Raw genomic sequence first — 20,283 nt, 5'->3', positions numbered from 1 at the left:
GGGACGCACGATGACCGATGTGACGCAGTCCGCCTGGCGACGCTTCTGGGAACAGGGCGGCTGGTGGCGGGCCGTCATCCTCGTGGTCGTCTACTTCGTGCTCTACAACGGGCTGTCGCTGCTGTTGACCCCGTTCGCGGCTCAGATCGAGGATCCGCAGAGCGCGGCGGGGATCCTCGTGTTCTACGCGATCCCGGTTCTCGTCGGCTGCCTGCTGCTCATCGGCTTCGCGGCATCCGTCGGCTGGCTGGGTGAGATCTTCCGTCCGCAGCCGATCCGCGGACGCGGATGGATGTGGATCGCGATCGCCGTCGTGCTCCTCTTCAACGTGCTCCACCTGTTCGCCATCGACTACGGAGCGGCCGGATTCGAGGTCGTCGCGACCTGGCTCCTCGCCGGACTGTTCATCGGCTTCGCCGAGGAGGTGCTGACGCGCGGCCTCGTGGTGAACCTGCTGCGCAAGGCGGGTCAGCGCGAGCTCGTCGTCGCGGTGATCTCCTCGGCCCTGTTCGCCCTGCTCCACGCCGGCAATCTGCTCACCGGCCAGTCCCTGTTCGCGACCCTCATCCAGCTGGCCTACACCTTCGCGTTCGGCATCTGCATGTACCTCGCGATGCGCGTGACCGGGACCATCGTCGCGCCGATCCTGCTGCACGCCAGCACCGACCCGAGCATCTTCCTGCACACGGCGTACCCGGCGGAGAGCGCGTTCGGCTCGATCGCGAACCTCGGCAACATCGTGGTGATCGTCGTCGGCGTGATCTGCCTGTTCTTCATCCGCGGTCGCGTCGAGCGGACGCAGGCGGCGGCCCCGGGTGTCGGGGCCGCCGCCTGACTCTCACGCGGCCGACGGTCGCAGCACGACCTTGATGCAGCCGTCCTCCTTGCGCTGGAAGGTGCGATACAGCTCCGGCGCATCCTCGAGCGGGGCATCGTGGGTCATCAGATCCATCACGCCGAGGGGGTCGGAGAGGTCTTCGACGAGCGGCATCAGATCGTCGGTCCAGCGCTTCACGTTGCACTGGCCCATACGGATGCCGATCTGCTTGTCGAACAGGGTCTTCATCGGCAGGATGTCGGCATCGCCCGCGTAGACGCCGCTGAGCGACACCATGCCACCCCGGCGCACGACGTCGATCGATGCGTACACGGCGGCGAGTCGGTCGATCCCGGCCTTGTCGAACACGGCGCGGGCGGCCGGATCCGGCAGCAGTCCGACGGCCTTCTGCACGAGGGCGACGCCGGCGTTGCCGTGCGCCTCCATGCCCACGGCGTCGACCACGGAATCCGCGCCGCGTCCGTCGGTGAGGTCGCGCAGCTCGGCCACGACGTCGTCCGTGAGGTCGAAGACCTCGACTCCGTGGCGTGCCGCCATCTCCCGGCGTTCCGCGACAGGGTCCACGGCCAGCACCCGGTATCCGCGGTGCGCTCCGATGCGGGCTGCGAACTGCCCGACGGGGCCGAGCCCCATCACCGCGAGCGTCCCGCCCTCCGGCACGTTCGCGTACTCCACACCCTGCCAGGCCGTCGGCAGGATGTCGCTGAGGTACAGGTACCGCTCATCGGGGAGATCGGACGCGATCTTGATGTGGTTGTAGTCGGCGAGCGGGACGCGCAGGTATTCGGCCTGCCCGCCCGGCACCTGGCCGTAGAGCTTGGTGTAGCCGAACAGCGCGGCGCCGCTGCCGTACTCCTTCACCTGCGTCGTCTCGCACTGCGACTGCAGGCCGCGCAGGCAGAAGAAGCAGTGCCCGCACGAGATGTTGAAGGGGATGACGATGCGATCGCCGACCGCGAGGTCGCGCACACCGCTGCCCACCTCCACCACGACCCCCATCGGCTCGTGGCCGAGGATGTCGCCCTTGTCGAGGAACGGTCCGAGCAGTTCGTAGAGGTGCAGGTCCGAACCGCAGATCGCCGAGGAGGTGATCCGGACGATCGCATCGGTCGCGTGCTCGATGGTCGGATCCGGTACCTCCTCGACCGCCACGTTGCGCGTTCCCTGCCAGGTGAGTGCCTTCATCGTCATCCTCCTCGTTACGTGTCGAACGGCCACCCTCCATCGACGGCGCGCGAAGTGACAGAGGGTTGACAGGCGGTTCCTGAACGTTCGACAGGCGCGGTGCACATCGGAATATGGGAAACTGGATCCACCATCGGTGATCATTCGATACGCCTCGTCTCGCGGGCACTGTGGCGTACTGGGGAGATAATCATGGGCAAGTTCATCTACGAGGGCACCGTCAAATCGGACATCGAGGACAGGGCGCTCACGCACCTGCAGCTCGTGATGACGGCGAAGCTCAGGAGAGGCGAGCCCTTCTCGTTCTCCTGGCGCGAGGACATGGCTGTCGGCGGCGGTCGGACGACTGTCTGGGTGCACGCCGGCAGCTCCCTCGTCTTCAAGTACAGCGGGAGCCGTCAGCCGCAGATCAACCGCGCGTGGATCGAAGCGCTGGCATTCACGGCGAACGCCCCCGGCGGTCTGCGCCTGGTGAGCGAGCCGGCCGAAGGCACGGCGCCGCCGGTCGAGCGCGTCGAGGTTCCGGCGCAGGCCTGACGGATCTTCTCCTCCCCAGTCCTCGCGGCGTCGGATGCACCGGTCGCGAGGAGGAAGAATGGGATCGTGTCCCCGAATCCCCAGCGGCGACTGCTCGCCTCCGTGCGCAGGATCCTGCACACCGACCCCTCATCCGTCGCCCACACCGAGGCGATGCCGATCATCGACGAACGCACCGTGCCGCGTGTGCTCGACCTCGCGACCCGCATCGGCGAATCGATGTTCGGGGTCGGCGCCTCGGCGCACGAGGTCACGCTCGCCATCACCCGCATCTGCGCCGCGTACGGCATGCGGGACGTGCAGGTCGATGTCACCTACAACTCGATCACGGTCTCGTTCCACCTGAGCGGCGAGGTCTGGCCCGAGACGCTCGTGCGGGTCGTGCGCGTCGCCGCACCCGACCACGCCAAGCTGCAGAGAGTGCAGGCCCTGGTCGCCGACATCGACGACGGACTGGATCTCGAATCGGCCCGCTCGACGTTCCGTGCCCTGCGGCGCGTGCCCTTCGGCTACCAGCAGCCGGTGGTCATCGTGGCACGAGCGCTGCTCGCCGTCGGAGTGAGCATCATGCTCGGGGCCTCGCCGCTCATCGTCGGGCTCACGTTCATCGCGGCGCTCTGCGCGGCGTTGACCCAGGCCGGCCTCGCGCGCGTGCGCGTTCCGCTGTTCTTCAGTCAGATCGCCGGAGGGTTCGTCACCACGGTCGTCGCGGTCGCCGTCTCGGCCCTCGGGGCCGCCGGTATCGAGCCCTTCGTCGGCATCCGACCATCGATCATCGTCGCGTCGGGAATCGTGCTCATGCTCGCCGGACTCACCGTGGTGGGGGCCGCGCAGGATGCGATCGACGGATTCGCGCTCACCGCAGGCGGACGCATCCTCGATCTGACGATGCAGACGCTCGGAGTCGTGATCGGCATCCTCGTCGGCCTCGAACTCGGCAGCGTGCTCGGCTTCACGATGGGTCTGCCCGATGACCCGGCCCCGTTCGGTCCGCTCCTGAACCAGTTCGCGGGGGCGATCATCATCGCGATCGCCGTCGCCGTCTTCAACGGCGCGGGTCTTCGGATCATCCTCGTCAGCGCGCTGCTCAGCGCCGTCACCATCGCCGGCTATTCGACGATGGTCGGTCTGAACCTGCATCCGGCTGCGGCGAGCGCGATCGGCGCCCTGCTCGCGAGCTTCATCGGGATGCTGATCGCGGTGAAGCTGCACGTCCCGTCGGTCGCGGTCACCACGGCCGCGATCGTGCCGCTCGTGCCCGGTGTCGCGGTGTTCCAGGGCCTGCTCGAGATGATCCACGCGGCAGGGTCGGCATCCGGGGTCGTCGGCATCGGCGGCTCTCTGGTGGATGCCGCGGTGATCGGAATCGCACTGGCTTCGGGCGCATCGCTCGGCCTGTATCTGGGAACGCCCGTGCGCGCCACCCTCAGCAGCGTCGCGAAGAACCGGGCGCGGGTCGTCCGGCGCTGAGCTGAACGACGCGCGCGCCTCAGACCTGGGGTCCGAGCGCGCCGCCGCCGGGCTCCCCCGCGGCGTCGCCCTTCAACTCGACGAGGATGGTGTGCGTCGACGTCGCCCCCGTGTTCTCTCCCCAGTGGCGTTGGGCCGGCAGCCAGACGGCCTGACCCGCGGTCAACGACGTGTGGAAGGTGCGCTCCCCCGCTGACAGACGGCGCGAGAAATCGCTGAGGGTCACCATCACGCTGTTCGGATGATCGTGAGGAGTCGTGCGGTCGCCCGGCTCATCCGTGTACTCGAGCACGCGCACGAGATCGTTCTCCCAGAGCGTGCGGTAGTGATCGGGGTTGGTGACAGTGGGATCGTCGGTGACCATGCGGTCACAGTACGCCCCGATATTCCGCGCCGACAGGGGTACTTCGCGCAGCCGCGCGCGTCAGGCGTCGGCGCGCACGCTCTCGAGCGACGGGTAGTCCGTGTATCCCTCGGCCGTGCGTCCGTAGAACAGCGCAGGGCGCGGCTCGTTGAGCTCGGCGTCCTGACGCCAGCGCTCGACGAGGTCGGGGTTCGCGATCACCGGACGGCCCGCTGCCACGGCGTCGGCCCATCCCTCCGAGACGAGCATCTCGGCCTCGTCGCGGGTGGTCTGTGCGGCGAATCCGGAGTTGACGATCAGCGGGGCACCGGCCGTGCGGCGGATGCGCTGCACGAGCTCGCTGGTCGGCACGGCACTGAGCACGTCGATGAATGCGAGGCCGAGCGGTGCGAGGCCCTCGGCGACGGCGAGGTAGGTGGCGAGTGCGTCGGCGTCGTCCCCCTCGAGGACGCCCTGGATGTTGTGCTGCGGCGACAGACGGATGCCGGTGCGGTCGGCCCCGACCGCCTCAGCCACCGCCGACGTGACCTCGATCGCGAACCGCGCGCGGTTCTCGGGCGATCCGCCGTACTGATCGTCACGGATGTTCGACACCGGCGAGAGGAACTCCTGCACGAGGTAGCCGTTCGCGCCGTGCACCTCGACGCCGTCGAAGCCCGCGGCGATCGCGTTGCGTGCGGCCTGGACGAACTGCTCGACGACCATCGGGATCTCGTCGAGCGTGAGAGCGTGAGCGACCGGCATGTCGACCTTGCCGACCGGGGTGTGCGTCTGGCCGGGGGCGGCGAGCGCGCTCGGGCCCACGACACGCGGCTCACCGGAGATCTCGGGGTGCGAGACGCGGCCGCCGTGCATCAGCTGCATGACGATCGTGCCGCCGGCCTCGTGCACGGCGTCGGCGATCCGCCGCCATCCGTCGATCTGCGCGGGAGTGACGATGCCGGGCTGCCCGGAGTACGACTTGCCCTCGGCAGCCGGCCACGTGCCCTCGGAGATGATGAGACCCTGGCCAGCGCGCTGGCGGTAGTACTCCACCATCGTCTCGGTGGGCACACCGTCGTCATCCGCACGGGTGCGGGTGAGGGGCGCCATGACGACGCGGTTGGACAGCGGGAGGGCGCCGAAGACGGCCGATTCGAAGAGGGTCACGCTCAGGGACAAGCGCCCTGGGGTGCCGAGTATTCCCCTGCGGAGATATGCAGACCGGATGCTCAGTCGGCGACGCGGCCGTACATCTCCCCCACGGGCACCGCGACCTCGAGCACATTGCCCGGCTGGGCGAGCGGGCAGGCCCACGCCGGGTCGTAGGCGCACGAGGGGTTGTAGGCGAAGTTGAAGTCGAGCACGATCGTGCCGCGCTCGGCATCCGACCCGAGGTCGGCGCCCTTGATCGTGTCGATCAGATAGCGGCCGCCTCCGTAGGTTCCTCCCGGACGACCGGCGAGAGCGTCGCGCACGGGGATGAAGATCCCGCCGCCGTAGGTCGTCAGACGCCACACGTCGAGCGACCCGGTGTCGGGGACCTCGACCCTGCCGATGCGCTCGAAGGGAACCACGCCGTCGGTGCCGGTCGCGAACTCGAAGCCCCCGGGCTCGGCCTCGAGGATCGGCAGCTCGAAGCGCCACTGCGGATCGTACGACGCGATCGGGAGCCCTTCGAACAGCGGTCGATCGTCGGCCATCAGCGGGGTCGCCGCATGGTGCAGCAGCAGGTCGTCGCGCTCGATGCGCCAGAGCTCGTGCGCGTCTTCGGCGGAGTCCGCCCGACGCACGGCGTCGTAGAGGGCGAAGACACGGCGTCGCCAGTCGACGACCTCTGCGGCGGTGCGGGCTTTCGTGAGCGTCATGTGGTTCAGGCTACGCGGCTCGCGCCCCCGGGTTCACACGTCGGTGTCGCGCGGCAGCACCGTGAGCACGCGTTCGATGTGGTCTCGGAACTCGACCAGGTAGTCGCGGAGGAAGGTCGCGGTGCCCTCGTTGTGGACCGTCCCGTCATCGGCGAAGGTGTCGGGCGAGAACTGGATGTAGGCCTCGGGCGCCGTCATCTGACGGGCGTTGCAGAAGCTCAGCACCCCGCGCAGGCTCTGCTGGGCGACCGCCGTGCCGATCGCGCCCACCGAGGCGCCGATCACCGCGGCGGGGATGTGGTCGAAGGAGTTCTGCCCCCACGGCCGCGACGCCCAGTCGATCGCGTTCTTGAGGCCGCCGGGGATCGAGCGGTTGTACTCGGGCGTCACGAAGAGCACGGCATCCGCCGAGGCGATGGACTCCTTCAGATCGACGGCCACCGCGGGGTAGTCGGCGTCATAGTCCTGGCTGTAGAGAGGGAGGTCTCGGATCGGGATCTCGAAGAACTCGAGATCATCCGGCGCCAGCCTGATCAGCGCCGTCGCGAGGATGCGGTTGATCGAGGTGGACGAGAGGCTTCCGACGAAGTATCCGACCCTGTATGCCATGACTGTTCCTCATTCCCGTAGTCGTGAGATCAGTCTCGTCCGGGCTCGCGTCTGCGTCCAGCCCCCGTGGCGAACGGTCCGCCGCCTTCGGCTCAGTCGCCGAAGGCGGCGAGCAGCTCCGCGAAGTGGTCGAGATCCTCGGCCGTCCAGCGGCGCAGCCTCTCGCCGAGGCGCTCTTCGTACCGAGCGCGGGCGAGGGCCACCCGCTCCTGCGCCAGCTCCGTGGCGACGAGCACCCGCGCGCGGCGATCGTCCGGGTCGGGGACGCTCTCGACGAGACCGAGCTGCTCGAGTTGGCGCACGTGCCGACTGACGGCCGATTTGTCGGTCTGCAGCCGCTCGATGATGGCGCCGGCCGAGGTCGCCTTGCCGGTGGCGATCGACGTGAGCACCTGGTATCCGAGAGGTTGCAGGTCGGGATGCACGGTGGTCGCGGCTTCGCGCCAGCTCACCCGGATGCGGGCGAAGAGCCTGCCCAGCTCGTGCTCGACCCTCGAGATCGCCTGATCGAGGTCAGGGGTTGCGGCGCCGTCTTTCGGGGCGACTTCGTCGGACGAGGCACTCATGCTCGCCAGCTTACGATGAAGCCCCGCCGGCGCTGTGCCGGCGGGGCTTCGATCAGATCACCGACTCGTGATCCGTCCGCACGATCACTTGTCGAGCAGACCTGCGGTGGTGAGCCATTCTTCCGCCGCGGTCGCAGCCGACGCCTTCTCGTCGCCCTCGACCCGTTCGCGCAAGTCGATCAGGTCGTCGGTGGTGAGCTTCGCGGAGATCGCATTGAGCACCTCGGCGAGCTTGTCGGTGTAGATGTCCTTCGAGAGCAGCGGGATGACGTTCTGCGCCGAGATCATGTTCTCCGGGTCCTCGAGGACGACGAGGTCCTCTGACTTGATCGCCGGCGACGTCGTGTAGATGTCGGCCACCTGCACCGTGCCGTCGACGAGCGCCTGCACCGTGTCGGGACCGCCGAAGTCCTCGTACGGGACGAACGTGACCTGTCCCGCTTCGACGCCCACGCCGTAGACGTCGCGCAGCCCCGGGATCCCGTAGCCGAGTTCGCCGAACTGCGGGTTCGACGCCAGGGAGAACGGCTCGAGAGCCTTCAGGTCGCCGATGGCCGTCAGGTCGTTGTCCTCGGCGGTCTTCTTCGTCACCACGTAGGCGTCCTTGTCCTCGGCCTCGGCCGAGTCGAGCACCTGCAGGTCGTCCGCGCCCACCGCATCCGGCAGCGCCGCATCGACGTCCTCGGTCGTCCGCTCCTCGTACGCCGTGTCGTAGTACGCCAGCAGGTTGCCGTTGTACTCCGGGATGAGGTTGATGGACCCGTCCTGCAGCGCGGGGATCGTCTGCTGGCGCGGACCGATGTTGAACTTGGTCGAGACGTCGAAGCCCTCGGCCTCGAGCGCCTGCGCGTAGATCTCGCCGAGGATCTCGCTCTCGGGGAAGGCGAAGGAGCCGACGACGATCGCGTCGCCCTCGGCGGCGTCACCGCCCGAGGACGTCGGGTCGGCGGTCGCGCAGCCGGCGAGCGCGACGGTGGTGCTGACGGCGAGCAGGCAGGCCGTCAGCCAGGTCTTACGGGCTCGAGAGGTCATGCGGGGGTCCTTTCGTCGACGATCGGCGCCACAGCGGCCTCCGACCTGTTTCGCTGCACACTGCGGAGGGGACGGCTCGTCTGCCCCCGAGTACGGGTGAGGCGCTGGAGGAGCGCGAAGACGCCGTCGACGCTCAGCGCGAGAACGGTCACCAGGAGCGCCCCGCCGAGGATCACGGTGTAGTCGTTGAGGCCGATGCCCGACGAGATGATCCGCCCGAGGCCGCCGAGTCCGACGTACGACGCGATCGTCACGGTCGCGATGACCTGCAGCGTGGCCGAGCGGATCCCGCCGATGATCACCGGCAGCCCGAGAGGGATCTCGACCTTGCGGAGGATCTGCATCTCGGTCATCCCGATCGCGCGCGCCGCATCGATCGACTCGCGGCTGACGCTCTCGAGCCCGGCGTAGGCGCCGGCGAGCAGCGACGGGATCGCCAGCAGCACGAAAGCGACGACGGAGCCGACGAGGACGGCCGGAGTGGTGCTGAGACCGGAGCGCAGCACCATCGTGAGGAAGAACAGGAGCCCGAGCGTCGGGAGAGCGCGCATCGCACCGGTGAAGCCGATCACGAACTGGCGACCGTGCCCGGTGTGCCCGATGTAGAAGCCGAGCGGCAGAGCGATCAGCATCGCGATGACGAGCGAGACGCCCGAGTAGATGAGGTGCTCGACGAGTCGGTCGCCGATGGGCAGCGGGCTCTGCGAGCCCGGCACCCAATTGGCGGGGTCGAGGATCCAGGCGATGGCGTCGAGGAAGAAGTTCATCGGACACCAGCCCCCGGGGGCGCGAGCACCCGACGGGTGCTGACACTGTCGGTCGCGGGGTCGGGGTCGGTCGGGTCGCCGCTCTTGCCGCGCACGCCGGCGGCGCGGCTCCAGGGCATGAGGACCCGCCCGATCGCCACGAGGATCAGGTCGAAGACGAGAGCGATGAGCAGGCTCATGACGATCCCGACGACGACCTCCTCGAGGATGCCGCGCTGCTTGCCGTTCTGGAAGAGGTAGCCGAGGTTCTCCGAGCCGATGATCACGCCCACCGAGACGAGGGCGATGGTCGACACGGAGACCACGCGGAGACCGGCGATCAGCACGGGGCCGGCGAGAGGGAACTCGACGCGCCAGAACCGGCCGCTGCGCGAGAAGCCGATGGCCTTCGCCGACTCGATGATCGACCGATCGACGGATCCGAAGGCGTCGGTCGCCGAGCGCAGCATGATCGCGACCGCGTAGATCGTCAGCGCCACGACCAGGTTCGTGTCATCGAGGATCCGGGTGCCGAGGATGACCGGCAGGATGACGAAGAGCGGCAGGGACGGGATCGTGTAGAGCAGGCTGCCCGTCGTGATGATGAACGTCCGGGCGACGCGATTGCGGCTGGCCACCCAGCCCAGCGGCACCGCGATCAGGAAGCCGAGGATGATCGGAATGATCGCCAGACGCACGTGATTGATCGTCAGATCGACGATCAATCCGAGGTTGGAGGCGATCCAGTTCATCCGAAGTACCGTTCTTTACGGTCTTGGGACGCCGAATCGCGAAGTCAAGACATTCGACTGAACCACAGAATATCGCTCTCGACAACCCGGGCCGACACGTCGCGTGATCGGCCCGGGCTCTGGGTCAGACCTCTGAGAGCAGACGGAACACCTTGGATGCCGCGTGGATCTCGTCCTGCGTGAGCTCGGCCACGACCGTGCGCAGGCGCGAGGCGTGGTCGCTGCGCAGCTCGGTGAGGGCGGAGCAGGCCGACGGCGTCGCCGTCAGGACCCGCAGCCGGCCGTCACGCTCGTCCGGCCTCGACTCGATCAGGCCCAGCTCCTCCAGCATCCGCACCTGGCGACTGATGACGGACTTGTCCATCTCGAAGCGCTCGGCGAGCTCGTGAGCGCTGGCGGAGCCCGCCCGATCGATGAAGGTCAGCAGCTTGTAGCCGCCCACCTGCAGCTCGGGGTCGATGCGCGCCGCCGACTCCCTCCAGAGCGTCCGAGTCCTCGCGAAGATGAGATTCAGATGCGTCTGGAGGTCGCCGAGGGCGGTGTCGACGTCGGCGGGCGCCGCCGCTTCGGAGGTGACCATGTCAGCGCCCCGACTCCCGCTCGTCTCGCTCGAGCACGGTCGTCACCGAGCCGGTCGAGGGTGAGGCGGACTCGGTGCCCGAGATGCGGATGGCTCCGGTCGACATGGTGGCGCCGACCTCGGCCTCGGAGACCTCGAGAACGGACTCCTCGGCCTGCTCGCGCAGCTGCTCGGCGGCGTTCTTCGTCGACAGCGGCTTGTTCTTGATGAACGCGATCGCGATGATGGCGATCACTGCGAGCGGAATGGCGATGATGAACGCATCCGCGATGCCGTGGCCGTAGGCTCCCTCGACGATCGTGCGGATCGTGTCGGGCAGCTGCGTGACCTTGGGCACATCGCCGGAGGCGAGGTGCTTCAGCGCGTCGATCTCATCGGGCGTCGTGGGAGTGAATCCCTCGAGCGCGTCGGAGATGTAGTTGCCGACGCTGGTCGAGAGCGAGGCGCCCATGACCGTCACGCCGATGGTGCCGGCGATCGTGCGGAAGAAGTTGACGTTCGACGAGGCGGCGCCCAGCTGCTGCGGCGCGGTGTCGTTCTGCACGATGAGCGTGAGGTTCTGCATGACCATGCCGAGACCTGCGCCGAGCACGAACATGTAGGTCGCGACCAGCGGGAACGGGGTGTCGTAGCGCAGGGTCGCCATCAGGCTGACGCCGATCGTGGTCAGCACGGAGCCTGTGAGCATCCATCCCTTCCACTTGCCGAAGCGGCTGACGAGCTGGCCGATGATGATCGACGCACCCATCTGTCCGACGATCATCGGGATCGTCATGAGGCCGGACTCGGTCGGTGTGGCACCGCGGGCGAGCTGGAAGTACTGGGCGAGGAACACCGAGGTCGCGAACATCGAGACGCCGATGGCGATCGACGCGATGACCGACAGCGTGAAGGTGCGGTTGCGGAACAGCGACATCGGCACGATCGGTTCCTTGACGAAGAACTCGACGGTGATGAACGCGGCGATCGCGACACCCGCGGTGACGGCGAGCATGATGCTGGTCGAGGAGTCCCAGTCGAACTGGCTGCCGCCCATCGAGACCCAGATGAGCAGGGTCGAGACGCCGACCGCGAGCAGCACGATGCCGAAGTAGTCGATCGACACCTTGCGGTCGCGCTGGGGCTTGGGCAGGTGCAGGGTGAACTGCAGCAGCACGAGGGCGAGGATGGCGAAGGGCACGCCGACGAAGAAGTTGGAGCGCCAGCCCCAGACGTCGGTGAGGAGTCCGCCGAGCAGCGGGCCGCCGATGGTGCCGAGGGCCATGATTCCGCCGACGACGCCCATGTACTTGCCGCGTTCGCGCGGCGAGATGATGAGGGCGACCGCGATCATCACGAGCGACATCAGTCCGCCGACGCCGATGCCCTGGATCACGCGGACCGCGATGAGCATGTTGGTGTCGGTCGAGAAGCCGGCGATCACGGTGCCGACCGTGAAGATGATCAGCGACAGCTGCACGAGGATCTTGCGATCGACGAGGTCGGCGAGCTTGCCCCAGATGGGGGTCGAGACGGCGGTCGCGAGGAGGCTGGCGGTGATGACCCAGGTGTACTGCGACTGGGTGCCGCCGAGGTCGGCGATGATGACCGGCATGGAGGTCGACACCACGGTGCCCGAGAGCACGGCGACGAACATGCCGACGACGAGGCCCGAGATCGCGGTGAAGACCTCGCGAGGCGAGCGCACCGCGTCGCCTGAGGAGGTGGGTGAGATGTGTGTCACAGTGGAGAGCTCCTGTGTAGAAAGTTGATAAGAGTCAACTATACGCCTATTGGTTGCGAAAGTGCAACTGTAGACCGGAGGCAACCATCTGTCGATGGAGTGGGACGCTAGCCGCGGCTCTCGTCCTTGGTCGGCTCGACGACGCGCTGGTCCAGAGACCAGGACGCGAGCAGCGCGAGACGCTCGGCCGAGGGCGAGCCCGGCTCGGCCGAGTAGATCAGCAGCACATTGCCCGGCTCGGCGGTGATCGCGAGCTCCTCGTACGCCAGGGTCAGCTCGCCGACGAGCGGATGCCGGAATCGCTTCGTGCCCGCGCCGTGGATGCGCACATCGTGCGCCGCCCACAGCCGGCGGAACGTCTCGCTGCGCGTCGACAGCTCGCCGACGAGATCCTGCAGACCCTTGTCGTGCGGATCCCGCCCGGCTTCGGCTCGCATGATCGCGACGCACATCTCGGCGAAGAGATCCCAGTCGGGATAGAAGTCGTGCGCTGCCGGGTCGAGGAACTGGAAGCGCGCGAGATTCGGGGTGCGGCCGCCGTCGCCGATCACCGGCGAATAGAAGGCTCGGGCGAGATCGTTCGTGGCGACCAGGTTCTGGTGGGGGTCGCGGACGAACGCGATCGCATCGGTGATCGACGACAGCGCCCACTGCAGGCTGGGTCGTGCAGCCCCGGGCTTCGCCGACCGGCGACGCGAGCGGCCGCTCGACGGGATGCCGTCGGCGGCGCGGGCGAGATCGAGCAGATGCGCGCGCTCGGCGTCGTCGAGTTGAAGGGCTGACGCGAGCGCGTCGAGCACCGCGGCGGAGGCGCCGGCGATCGCGCCGCGCTCGAGCTTCGCGTAGTACTCGACGCTGACTCCGGCGAGCGCTGCGGCCTCACTGCGCCGCAGGCCGGCGACACGTCGGTTCCCGCCGGCCGGGATGCCGACCGACTCGGGCGCGACACGCGCGCGGCGGGTCATCAGGAACTCGCGGACCTCGGATCTGTTGTCCATGCTCAGGACGCTACCCCCGACCGTGCTTCGGAGGGAGGTTCTCGCAGTACACCCCTCGACAGGGACTCCCTCGGAGCACCCGACAGGCGCAGAGTGGACAGCATGACATCCGCAGCCCGCCCCTCCGTCGACCGGGTGCTCCCCGCCCTGCTGCTTCTGCTGACCGTCTTCGGGCCGATCTCGATGGACCTCTACCTGCCCGCTCTTCCGGCTCTCACGGCAGCGCTGGGCGCCGCCACGTCGGTCGCGCAGCTCACCGTGACCGCCTGCCTCATCGGTCTGGCGGCCGGTCAGCTCATCGCCGGGCCGGTGTCGGATCGATACGGCCGCCGCGGCGTCCTGCTCATCGGCATCGTGGCGTACATCGTCACGTCGATGCTGTGCGCGATCAGTCCGACGGTCGAGCTGCTGATCGCCGCCCGATTCGTGCAGGGACTCGCCGGCGGCGTCGGCATCGTGATCGCACAGGCGGCCGGGCGTGACGTCTTCTCCGGCGGGACGCTGATCCGCTTCTACGCGCGGCTCACCGTCGTCGGCGGCTTCGCGGCGATCGTCGGCCCGCTGCTCGGGGGCCTCCTCAACACGATCATCGACTGGCGGGGACTCTTCGTCTTCCTCGCCGTCATCGGCGCCGCCATCCTGATCATCGCGCTCGCGCGGTTCGGGGAGACCCTGCCGATCGAGGCACGGACGACCGGCGGTCTGACCCGCACCCTGAGCGACTATCGGACGCTCCTGCGAGACCGCGTCTTCGTCGGCGCCGTCCTGAATCAGGGGCTGATGTACGCCGCGCTCTTCGCCTACCTGTCCGGCGCGACGTTCGTGCTGCAGGACATCTACGGCCTGTCGCCCCTCGGCTACGCCCTCGCGTTCGGCGCGAACTCCGCGGGATTCATGGTCTTCGGCCACCTGGCCGGCCGATTCTCCGAACGAGGGCACGTGCACGCCGTCCTCGCCGCCGGTGCCGTGGTCGCGACCGCCGGCGCTCTCGGCCTGCTCGCCGCCGGACTCACGACGATGCCGCTGTGGGTCGTACTCGCGTCGCTGTTCGCCCTCGCCGCGGGCGTCTCCATCTCGTCTCCCCCGGCCACGACCCTCGCTCTGGTCGGATACCCGCAGATCGCCGGCACCGCCTCGTCGCTTCTCGGGATGGTGCGGTTCGGCTTCGGGGGCATCGCCGCCCCGCTCGTCGGCGTCGCCGGTGCCTTGAGCATCCTGCCGCTCGGCGTGGTCACCGTCTCCGCGACCGTGCTCGCGGCCGTCACCCTGGTGCTGATCGGCACCGCACGCGGGCGCACGCCACGGCACTCGCCGCACACGACCTCATCCGCCGCCCTCACCCACTGAAGGAGAACATCATGAGCACGGACACCGTCAGCACCCGCACCATGCGCGCCGTCGTCATGCACGCCCCCGGAGACGTCCGCGTCGAGGAGGTCCCCCGCGCTTCCGTCGTCGAGCCGACGGATGCGGTCATCCGCGTCACCGCCGCCTGCATCTGCGGCTCGGACCTCTGGCCCTACCGCGGCATCGAGCCGGTGGACCACCCCACACCGATGGGTCACGAGTACATCGGCGTCGTCGAGGAGGTCGGCGACGAGGTCCGTGACATCGCGGTCGGCGACTTCGTCGTGGGGTCGTTCGTCGCGTCCGACAACACGTGCGAGATCTGCCAGGCGGGATTCCAGTCGCGCTGCATCCACCAGGTCATGATGGGCGGCGTCGGCACCCAGTCCGACTACGCCCGCATCCCTCTCGCCGACGGCACTCTCGTCGCCGTCGAGGGCGATCCGACCCCCGCGCAGACGCGCAGCCTGCTCGCGGCATCCGACGTCTTGGGCACCGGATGGTTCGCCGCCGTGGCCGCCGAGGCGGGGCCGGGCAAGACCGTCGCCGTGGTCGGCGACGGAGCCGTCGGCCTGCTCGCGATCCTCGCGGCCAGGCAGCTCGGAGCCGAGCGGGTCATCGCCATGTCCCGCCACGCCGACCGTCAGGCTCTGGCGACGAAGTTCGGGGCCACCGACATCGTCGAGGAGCGCGGCGACGCAGGCGTCGCGAAGATCAAGGAGCTCACCGGAGGATACGGCGCCCACTCCACCGTCGAGGCGGTCGGCACCCAGGAGTCGATGATGCAGGCCATCCACGCCACGCGTCCGGGTGGACACGTGGGGTACGTCGGCGTGAGCCACGGCGTCGAGCTCGACGGCCTGGACCTGTTCTTCTCGACCGTCAGCCTTCTGGGCGGGCCGGCGCCGGTGCGCCGCTTCCTGCCCCAGCTGATCGACCTCATCATGACCGATCAGATCGATCCGGGGGCCGTCTTCGATCTGACGCTGCCGATCGAGCAGGCGGCCGAGGGCTACAGGGCCATGGACGAGCGCCGCGCCACCAAGGTGCTGCTCACCACCGACTGATCAGAACCTCCGACGGCGGCGGGCGCCTTCCTCGTGCCCTCCGCCGTCGGCGAAGGAACCTCGCGGTCAGCGTGCCGCCGCGGCCGAGCCGTCGAGGTCGAGGTCCACATCGACGTACCAGTCGCTGTGGCCGCCGTGCTCTCCCGAGTCCGGAGAATCGGGATAGAGGCGGTGCGCCTGCAGCTTCGCCGCGTGCTCGCTGAAGTCGGGCTCGTCGTCATCGAACTCGTGCGGCCCGACCAGCAGGTCGTTCCCCACGCCGATCACGAGGTCGGCGCAGTCCTCGCGCCCGCCGACGAGGATGGGGATCTCGACGGCGTCGGCCTCCCCCTCTTTGGCGACGGCTGCGGCGAGAGTCACGAGAGAGTCCGCCACGTCATCCGTGGTCACCAGCTGCTGGCCTGCGTACGAGACGATCTTCATGGATCCATTCTGGCCGACTCGGCCGATCCGCAGCGCAGGGTTGCGCGGCGACGCACGGTTCGATATGCGGGCGAAGCCCGACCGGCGGGGTCAGCTCACATCCGGGCGTAGCGGGCGCGGGCGAAGCAGAACAGGCCGTACAGAGCGAGGCCGGCACCGACCACCCACAGGATGACGGCGCCGAACGGGAGTCCGGCCAGAGCGCGCAGCGCCGAGTCCAGGCCGCCGGCGGTCTCGGGGTCATGCGTGAGCGCCGCGATGACGAACAGCACACCCGCGACCCCGACCGCGATGCCCTTGGCGACATAGCCGGCCGTTCCGAAGGCGGCGATGCCGGATCGCGCTTTTCCGGACGGCACGGACAGATGCTCCATGAACGCGCGAGTGATGCCCCGGACGACGAAGGCGACGCCGACGGCCGCCACTCCGAGTCCGACGAGCACGAGGAGCACGACGCCGGCCGGCACCGCGAGCAGCTTCGCGCTGAACGACTGGGAGGATTCGGACGACTGCGACTGGCCCCCGAGCGCATAGACCAGAGCCGTCGCGCCGATCGCGAGATAGGCGACAGCCGTGCCGAGGAACTTCGCCCGGTGCGCCCACTTCTTCTTCGCATCGGGATCGCGCTCGACGACCGCCTCGGCGATCTGCCAGATCGCGAGAGCGAGCAGGCCGAGCACGATCAGCCACAGCAGGAACACGCCGGCGGGAGACTCCTGGATCTGCTGCATGGCACCGCCCTGATCGGCGTTCTCGCCGCCGCCGCCGGTCGCGATCGAGATCGCGATGCCCCCAATGAGGATGTGCAGGATGCCGAGCACGACGTAGCCGACGCGGGCGAGGACGCGGAAGGCGGTCGAGTCCTGGGCAGCTCTCGCGGTGGAGGCGGCCGAGTCGCGAGTGTTCATGGGTTCACGGTGCTTTCGATCGGTTCTTCGGAGATGTCGGGAGTGGGGGTCGCAGACGCGAGGCGCCGCGCACGGATCGCCTCCATGCAGGCCCAGACGAATGTCGCGACGGCGACGCCCTCGAGCATTCCCGCGACGACGTCGCTGAGCCAGTGGGCATGCAGGTAGGTGCGGCTCCACATCATGAGGAGCACCCACACGACGCCCACGACCCAGACCCATCGACGACGGAGCACGAGTGCGAGGACGACCACGACGGTCGTGGCGACAGCCGTGTGCCCGGACGGGAAGGACGTCGCGACGCTCTCGGCGAGCGAATCCGCCGGCCGCGTGCGCCCGATCACTGCCGCCATGGTCGCGCCGATCGCCACGACGGCGACCATCGCGATCGCCAGCGTCGCGGCATCCCACCGCCGACCGCGCCAGATGAGCGCAGCGATCAGCAGCGCTCCGACGACGATCATGCCGATGGTGCCGCCGACCACCGCCGGGACCCAGGCGACGACGACCCAGATGTCGCTGGTCAGCGCGACCATGAGGTCGTGCCACCAGACGTCGATCGCGAGCGGCTCGTGACCGCCGAGGGCGACCACCGCCCGCAGCACGACGAAGGCGAGGGTCGCCGCGACACCGACGACGATCGCGCCGGTGCCGCGCTGCACCTCGGTCACGCCGACATCAGGCGAGGGGCTCGTTGTCGCGCATGCTGCGACGGGTCACGCGGTCGCCGGTCGCCGGGTCGACGGCGGTGCGGTCGACGGTCTCGGTGCGACGGCTGCGCATCGTGAGGATGAGGCTGATCAGGAAGACGACGACTCCTGCGCCCATGAGGATGTAGCCGATCAGATCGAGATCGACGTAGCCGCCGGTGTCGATGTTGAGTGCGAAGACCAGGATCGCTCCGATGACGAAGAGCGCGATGCCGCTGCCGATGCCCATATGTCCATTCCTCTCCGAGACCGCGTCCGCGGTCTCGCGACGACCAGAATATGGTCAACACCGATTGAGTCAATACCCGTGGACACGTCCATCATCCCGTGATATGGATGGGAACGATGACTGATCTCGAACGCCGCGTGGCGATCTTCGCCGCACTCGCCGATCAGACGCGCCTGCGCATCGTCGACCTGCTCACCCTCGGCGACCTCTCGTCGTCGGAGATCGGCACGACGCTCGACCTGAGATCGAACCTGATCGCCCACCATCTCGGCGTCCTCGAGTCCGCGCGCATCATCACGCGCACGCGCTCGGAGTTCGACAGGCGGCGCAGCTACATCGGGCTCCGCCCCGAGGTGTTCGACACGCTCGCACCGCCGAGCGTCGCTCCCCCGCGCCGGGTGCTGTTCGTGTGCACCGCGAACTCGGCACGATCGCAGCTCGCCGAGGTCATCTGGCGCGACATGAGCGCGATCGACGTGGCCTCCGCCGGCACCCAGCCCGCCTCCGCGGTGAACCCCGAGGCGCTGGCGACAGCCGAACGCCACGGGCTGATCATCGACCCGGCGCGGCCACCCCGCCACGTCGACGAGGTGCGCACCGACGACGACCTGGTGATCACGGTGTGCGACGACGCGCACGAGCGGATGCTCACGGGCGACGACCTGCACTGGTCGGTGCGGGATCCTGCCAGGGTCGGCACGGCCGCCGCCTTCGAGAGCGCCTTCGACACGCTCTGCCAGAGGATCCGCGCGCTGTCGTCGCGGCTGATCGCGGCCTGACAGCCCCGGCCCGGATGTCCCCGGCCCGTGCGACGATCTGCACGTCGACGGGAGAACACGATGCGGGGCGAAGCCACCGTGCTGCACGCCGATCTCGACGCGTTCTACGCCTCGGTCGAGCAGCGCGATGCGCCTGCTCTGCGCGGCCGGCCCGTCATCGTCGGCGGAGGCGTGGTGCTGGCGGCGAGTTACGAGGCCAAGGCCCGAGGGGTGCGCACTGCGATGGGCGGCCGCCAGGCGCTCGAGCTCTGCCCGGATGCCGTCGTCGTCCCGCCGCGCATGGAGGCGTACTCGGCGGCGAGCAAGGACGTGTTCGCGATCTTCCGCGACACGACCCCGCTCGTGGAGGGCCTCTCGATCGACGAGGCCTTTCTCGAGGTCGGCGGGCTGAGGCGCATCGTCGGCACCCCCGAAGAGGTCGCAGTGCGGCTGCGGAATCGGGTGCGCACCGAGGTCGGCCTGGCCATCTCGGTGGGCGTGGCGCGCACCAAGTTCCTCGCCAAGGTCGCCAGCGCGGTCAGCAAACCCGATGGGCTGCTCGTGGTCGAACCCGACCGGGAGGAGCAGTTCCTGCTGCCGCTGCCGGTCGAGCGCCTGTGGGGCGTCGGGGCGGTGACGGCCGAGAAGCTGCACCGCTACGGGGTGCACACGGTCGGTCAGCTGGCGGAGCTCGAGGCGGCGACGGCCGAACGGGTGCTGGGCAAGGCTGCGGGCTCGCACCTGCACGCCCTCGCCCGCCTGCGCGACCCGCGCCCGGTCGACACGACCCGGCGCCGCGGCTCGATCGGCTCGCAGCGCGCCCTCGGCTCGCGCGCCCGCACAGCGGACGAGCTCGACCTCTTCCTCACGCAGATCATCGACCGGCTCGCCCGCCGGCTCCGCGACGGCGAGCGCGTCTGCCGCACGGTCGTGCTGCGCCTTCGTTACGGGGACTTCGCCAAGGCGACCCGATCACGCTCTCTCCGAGTGCCGACCGATCGCACCGCGATCCTGCTCGACGTCGCGCGGACCCTGCTCGCCGCGGCCTGGCCCGAGATCGAGGCGCGGGGCATCACCCTCATCGGGATCTCGCTGTCGCAGCTCGACCGCGCCGAGTACGCGCCACCCGAACTGCCGATCGACTGGGGCGACGACGAACGGCTCGACACGGTGCTCGACACCCTGCGCGGTCGCTTCGGCGCGGCATCCGTCTCGCGCGCCGCTCAGCTGGGGCGCGACCCGGGGTGGTCGACTCCGATCCTCCCCGAGCACGAGTGAGCGCTCGACGTCAGAGCTGGTCGAGCACCAGTTCGCCGCGCGAGTTCAGCTGATCCATCATGTGGGCGACCCGTTTGGGGTCGATCGCGGGCATCGTCGGATCATCGAACTCGAGCACCAATGGGATGCTGGGGTGCACCCAGATGGTCATGCGGCCGGACGATGCCTCGGGCTTCGAGAGCCAGGTCATCATGAAGCTCTCATTGCGGCGCAGCTTCGTGCCGATCACGATCTTCACGTGCGCCAGAGTGGCGTCCTCGATCTCGATCGCGGGCCGCGAGCTGTTGTACTCCAATTTCCCCATGATGAGAACTGT

General features: G+C 68.8%; 24 protein-coding genes. 7 read left to right on the top strand and 17 right to left on the bottom strand.

What is annotated here, in order from left to right; genetic code table 11:
• Window positions 1-10: 10 nt before the first annotated feature.
• On the top strand, window positions 11-835 hold the full coding sequence (locus ACIPV5_RS14675) for a lysostaphin resistance A-like protein (protein ID WP_400341605.1): 825 nt from the start codon (window positions 11-13) through the stop codon (window positions 833-835).
• A gap of 3 nt (window positions 836-838) precedes the next feature.
• Here ACIPV5_RS14675 and ACIPV5_RS14670 read toward each other — a convergent pair whose 3' ends face one another.
• Window positions 839-2,023 carry an alcohol dehydrogenase catalytic domain-containing protein gene (locus ACIPV5_RS14670; protein WP_056280245.1) on the bottom strand — a complete coding sequence of 395 codons (1,185 nt, stop codon included), beginning with the start codon at window positions 2,021-2,023 and terminating at the stop codon, window positions 839-841.
• 192 nt (window positions 2,024-2,215) lie between these two features.
• Here ACIPV5_RS14670 and ACIPV5_RS14665 point away from each other — a divergent pair, with 192 nt between their 5' ends.
• Together ACIPV5_RS14665 and ACIPV5_RS14660 are read left to right on the top strand one after the other, a co-directional pair.
• Window positions 2,216-2,560 (top strand): hypothetical protein, encoded by a 345-nt coding sequence (locus ACIPV5_RS14665; protein ID WP_053097624.1) that lies wholly within the window; start codon window positions 2,216-2,218, stop codon window positions 2,558-2,560.
• A gap of 66 nt (window positions 2,561-2,626) precedes the next feature.
• Entirely contained in the window at window positions 2,627-4,030 is a 1,404-nt protein-coding gene (locus tag ACIPV5_RS14660) for a threonine/serine exporter ThrE family protein (protein WP_053097625.1), read from the top strand.
• Window positions 4,031-4,049: 19 nt separating this feature from the next.
• Here the strand turns inward: ACIPV5_RS14660 and ACIPV5_RS14655 are convergent, their stop codons facing one another.
• The 11 genes from ACIPV5_RS14655 to ACIPV5_RS14605 all read right to left on the bottom strand — a co-directional run bounded on the left by ACIPV5_RS14655 (window position 4,050) and on the right by ACIPV5_RS14605 (window position 13,247).
• The gene (locus tag ACIPV5_RS14655) at window positions 4,050-4,394 is read right to left on the bottom strand and encodes a cupin domain-containing protein (RefSeq protein ID WP_400341603.1); all 345 of its coding nucleotides are present in this window, start codon (window positions 4,392-4,394) and stop codon (window positions 4,050-4,052) included.
• 60 nt (window positions 4,395-4,454) lie between these two features.
• On the bottom strand, window positions 4,455-5,543 hold the full coding sequence (locus tag ACIPV5_RS14650) for an alkene reductase (protein ID WP_400341601.1): 1,089 nt from the start codon (window positions 5,541-5,543) through the stop codon (window positions 4,455-4,457).
• A gap of 62 nt (window positions 5,544-5,605) precedes the next feature.
• Window positions 5,606-6,241, bottom strand: coding sequence for a DUF1684 domain-containing protein (locus ACIPV5_RS14645; protein ID WP_056279558.1), 636 nt, complete (start codon window positions 6,239-6,241; stop codon window positions 5,606-5,608).
• Window positions 6,242-6,274: 33 nt separating this feature from the next.
• Window positions 6,275-6,850, bottom strand: coding sequence for an NADPH-dependent FMN reductase (locus tag ACIPV5_RS14640; protein ID WP_053097629.1), 576 nt, complete (start codon window positions 6,848-6,850; stop codon window positions 6,275-6,277).
• 92 nt (window positions 6,851-6,942) lie between these two features.
• A complete protein-coding gene (locus ACIPV5_RS14635; protein ID WP_053097630.1) occupies window positions 6,943-7,416 on the bottom strand; it encodes a MarR family winged helix-turn-helix transcriptional regulator in 474 nt (157 codons plus the stop codon).
• 84 nt (window positions 7,417-7,500) lie between these two features.
• Complete coding sequence (locus ACIPV5_RS14630; protein WP_053097631.1) at window positions 7,501-8,448, bottom strand: ABC transporter substrate-binding protein; 948 nt, start codon at window positions 8,446-8,448, stop codon at window positions 7,501-7,503.
• Window positions 8,445-9,215, bottom strand: coding sequence for an ABC transporter permease (locus ACIPV5_RS14625; protein WP_072591759.1), 771 nt, complete (start codon window positions 9,213-9,215; stop codon window positions 8,445-8,447). The genes ACIPV5_RS14630 and ACIPV5_RS14625 overlap by 4 nt, the downstream gene beginning before the upstream one ends.
• On the bottom strand, window positions 9,212-9,946 hold the full coding sequence (locus tag ACIPV5_RS14620) for an ABC transporter permease (RefSeq protein WP_400341598.1): 735 nt from the start codon (window positions 9,944-9,946) through the stop codon (window positions 9,212-9,214). Before ACIPV5_RS14620 ends, ACIPV5_RS14625 begins: the two co-directional genes overlap by 4 nt.
• Window positions 9,947-10,070: 124 nt before the next feature.
• Window positions 10,071-10,526 (bottom strand): MarR family winged helix-turn-helix transcriptional regulator, encoded by a 456-nt coding sequence (locus tag ACIPV5_RS14615; RefSeq protein ID WP_053097635.1) that lies wholly within the window; start codon window positions 10,524-10,526, stop codon window positions 10,071-10,073.
• 1 nt (window position 10,527) lies between these two features.
• Entirely contained in the window at window positions 10,528-12,249 is a 1,722-nt protein-coding gene (locus ACIPV5_RS14610; RefSeq protein WP_082297877.1) for an MDR family MFS transporter, read from the bottom strand.
• A gap of 107 nt (window positions 12,250-12,356) precedes the next feature.
• The gene (locus tag ACIPV5_RS14605) at window positions 12,357-13,247 is read right to left on the bottom strand and encodes a helix-turn-helix transcriptional regulator (protein ID WP_372984907.1); all 891 of its coding nucleotides are present in this window, start codon (window positions 13,245-13,247) and stop codon (window positions 12,357-12,359) included.
• Between the two features lie 102 nt (window positions 13,248-13,349).
• Here ACIPV5_RS14605 and ACIPV5_RS14600 point away from each other — a divergent pair, with 102 nt between their 5' ends.
• Complete coding sequence (locus ACIPV5_RS14600) at window positions 13,350-14,594, top strand: multidrug effflux MFS transporter (RefSeq protein ID WP_400341596.1); 1,245 nt, start codon at window positions 13,350-13,352, stop codon at window positions 14,592-14,594.
• A 41-nt stretch (window positions 14,595-14,635) separates the two neighbouring features.
• Entirely contained in the window at window positions 14,636-15,661 is a 1,026-nt protein-coding gene (locus ACIPV5_RS14595) for a zinc-dependent alcohol dehydrogenase family protein (RefSeq protein ID WP_056280243.1), read from the top strand.
• Window positions 15,662-15,727: 66 nt separating this feature from the next.
• Here the strand turns inward: ACIPV5_RS14595 and ACIPV5_RS14590 are convergent, their stop codons facing one another.
• The 4 genes from ACIPV5_RS14590 to ACIPV5_RS14575 all read right to left on the bottom strand — a co-directional run bounded on the left by ACIPV5_RS14590 (window position 15,728) and on the right by ACIPV5_RS14575 (window position 17,931).
• On the bottom strand, window positions 15,728-16,084 hold the full coding sequence (locus ACIPV5_RS14590) for a hypothetical protein (protein ID WP_053097638.1): 357 nt from the start codon (window positions 16,082-16,084) through the stop codon (window positions 15,728-15,730).
• A gap of 95 nt (window positions 16,085-16,179) precedes the next feature.
• On the bottom strand, window positions 16,180-16,992 hold the full coding sequence (locus tag ACIPV5_RS14585) for a DUF1206 domain-containing protein (RefSeq protein ID WP_053097639.1): 813 nt from the start codon (window positions 16,990-16,992) through the stop codon (window positions 16,180-16,182).
• The gene (locus tag ACIPV5_RS14580; protein WP_053097640.1) at window positions 16,989-17,663 is read right to left on the bottom strand and encodes a phosphatase PAP2 family protein; all 675 of its coding nucleotides are present in this window, start codon (window positions 17,661-17,663) and stop codon (window positions 16,989-16,991) included. The genes ACIPV5_RS14585 and ACIPV5_RS14580 overlap by 4 nt, the downstream gene beginning before the upstream one ends.
• Window positions 17,664-17,670: 7 nt before the next feature.
• Window positions 17,671-17,931 (bottom strand): DUF6458 family protein, encoded by a 261-nt coding sequence (locus ACIPV5_RS14575; protein WP_053097641.1) that lies wholly within the window; start codon window positions 17,929-17,931, stop codon window positions 17,671-17,673.
• A gap of 116 nt (window positions 17,932-18,047) precedes the next feature.
• Between ACIPV5_RS14575 and ACIPV5_RS14570 the strand changes: the two genes are divergently transcribed.
• Both ACIPV5_RS14570 and dinB read left to right on the top strand, forming a co-directional pair.
• On the top strand, window positions 18,048-18,710 hold the full coding sequence (locus ACIPV5_RS14570) for an ArsR family transcriptional regulator (protein ID WP_315985312.1): 663 nt from the start codon (window positions 18,048-18,050) through the stop codon (window positions 18,708-18,710).
• 60 nt (window positions 18,711-18,770) lie between these two features.
• Window positions 18,771-19,967 carry a DNA polymerase IV gene (dinB, locus tag ACIPV5_RS14565; protein WP_400341592.1) on the top strand — a complete coding sequence of 399 codons (1,197 nt, stop codon included), beginning with the start codon at window positions 18,771-18,773 and terminating at the stop codon, window positions 19,965-19,967.
• Between the two features lie 10 nt (window positions 19,968-19,977).
• Here dinB and ACIPV5_RS14560 read toward each other — a convergent pair whose 3' ends face one another.
• Entirely contained in the window at window positions 19,978-20,271 is a 294-nt protein-coding gene (locus ACIPV5_RS14560) for a hypothetical protein (protein ID WP_053097644.1), read from the bottom strand.
• Window positions 20,272-20,283: the final 12 nt, after the last annotated feature.

It is taken from the genome of Microbacterium sp. NPDC090014, assembly GCF_044748285.1.
Lineage (GTDB): Bacteria > Actinomycetota > Actinomycetes > Actinomycetales > Microbacteriaceae > Microbacterium.
Note: the sequence above shows the minus strand (reverse complement) of the source record. Positions and strands in the feature narration are given on the sequence as shown.

Excerpts from the sequence above, each read along its gene's own strand:
- ACIPV5_RS14675 (WP_400341605.1), top strand. The coding sequence starts at position 11 with ATGACCGATGTGACGCAGTCCGCCTGGCGACGCTTCTGGGAACAGGGC.
- ACIPV5_RS14670 (WP_056280245.1), bottom strand. The coding sequence starts at position 2,023 with ATGAAGGCACTCACCTGGCAGGGAACGCGCAACGTGGCGGTCGAGGAG.
- ACIPV5_RS14665 (WP_053097624.1), top strand. The coding sequence starts at position 2,216 with ATGGGCAAGTTCATCTACGAGGGCACCGTCAAATCGGACATCGAGGAC.
- ACIPV5_RS14655 (WP_400341603.1), bottom strand. The coding sequence starts at position 4,394 with ATGGTCACCGACGATCCCACTGTCACCAACCCCGATCACTACCGCACG.
- ACIPV5_RS14645 (WP_056279558.1), bottom strand. The coding sequence starts at position 6,241 with ATGACGCTCACGAAAGCCCGCACCGCCGCAGAGGTCGTCGACTGGCGA.
- ACIPV5_RS14640 (WP_053097629.1), bottom strand. The coding sequence starts at position 6,850 with ATGGCATACAGGGTCGGATACTTCGTCGGAAGCCTCTCGTCCACCTCG.
- ACIPV5_RS14635 (WP_053097630.1), bottom strand. The coding sequence starts at position 7,416 with ATGAGTGCCTCGTCCGACGAAGTCGCCCCGAAAGACGGCGCCGCAACC.
- ACIPV5_RS14630 (WP_053097631.1), bottom strand. The coding sequence starts at position 8,448 with ATGACCTCTCGAGCCCGTAAGACCTGGCTGACGGCCTGCCTGCTCGCC.
- ACIPV5_RS14625 (WP_072591759.1), bottom strand. The coding sequence starts at position 9,215 with ATGAACTTCTTCCTCGACGCCATCGCCTGGATCCTCGACCCCGCCAAT.
- ACIPV5_RS14620 (WP_400341598.1), bottom strand. The coding sequence starts at position 9,946 with ATGAACTGGATCGCCTCCAACCTCGGATTGATCGTCGATCTGACGATC.
- ACIPV5_RS14615 (WP_053097635.1), bottom strand. The coding sequence starts at position 10,526 with ATGGTCACCTCCGAAGCGGCGGCGCCCGCCGACGTCGACACCGCCCTC.
- ACIPV5_RS14605 (WP_372984907.1), bottom strand. The coding sequence starts at position 13,247 with ATGGACAACAGATCCGAGGTCCGCGAGTTCCTGATGACCCGCCGCGCG.
- ACIPV5_RS14600 (WP_400341596.1), top strand. The coding sequence starts at position 13,350 with ATGACATCCGCAGCCCGCCCCTCCGTCGACCGGGTGCTCCCCGCCCTG.
- ACIPV5_RS14595 (WP_056280243.1), top strand. The coding sequence starts at position 14,636 with ATGCGCGCCGTCGTCATGCACGCCCCCGGAGACGTCCGCGTCGAGGAG.
- ACIPV5_RS14590 (WP_053097638.1), bottom strand. The coding sequence starts at position 16,084 with ATGAAGATCGTCTCGTACGCAGGCCAGCAGCTGGTGACCACGGATGAC.
- ACIPV5_RS14585 (WP_053097639.1), bottom strand. The coding sequence starts at position 16,992 with ATGAACACTCGCGACTCGGCCGCCTCCACCGCGAGAGCTGCCCAGGAC.
- ACIPV5_RS14575 (WP_053097641.1), bottom strand. The coding sequence starts at position 17,931 with ATGGGCATCGGCAGCGGCATCGCGCTCTTCGTCATCGGAGCGATCCTG.
- ACIPV5_RS14570 (WP_315985312.1), top strand. The coding sequence starts at position 18,048 with ATGACTGATCTCGAACGCCGCGTGGCGATCTTCGCCGCACTCGCCGAT.
- dinB (WP_400341592.1), top strand. The coding sequence starts at position 18,771 with ATGCGGGGCGAAGCCACCGTGCTGCACGCCGATCTCGACGCGTTCTAC.
- ACIPV5_RS14560 (WP_053097644.1), bottom strand. The coding sequence starts at position 20,271 with ATGGGGAAATTGGAGTACAACAGCTCGCGGCCCGCGATCGAGATCGAG.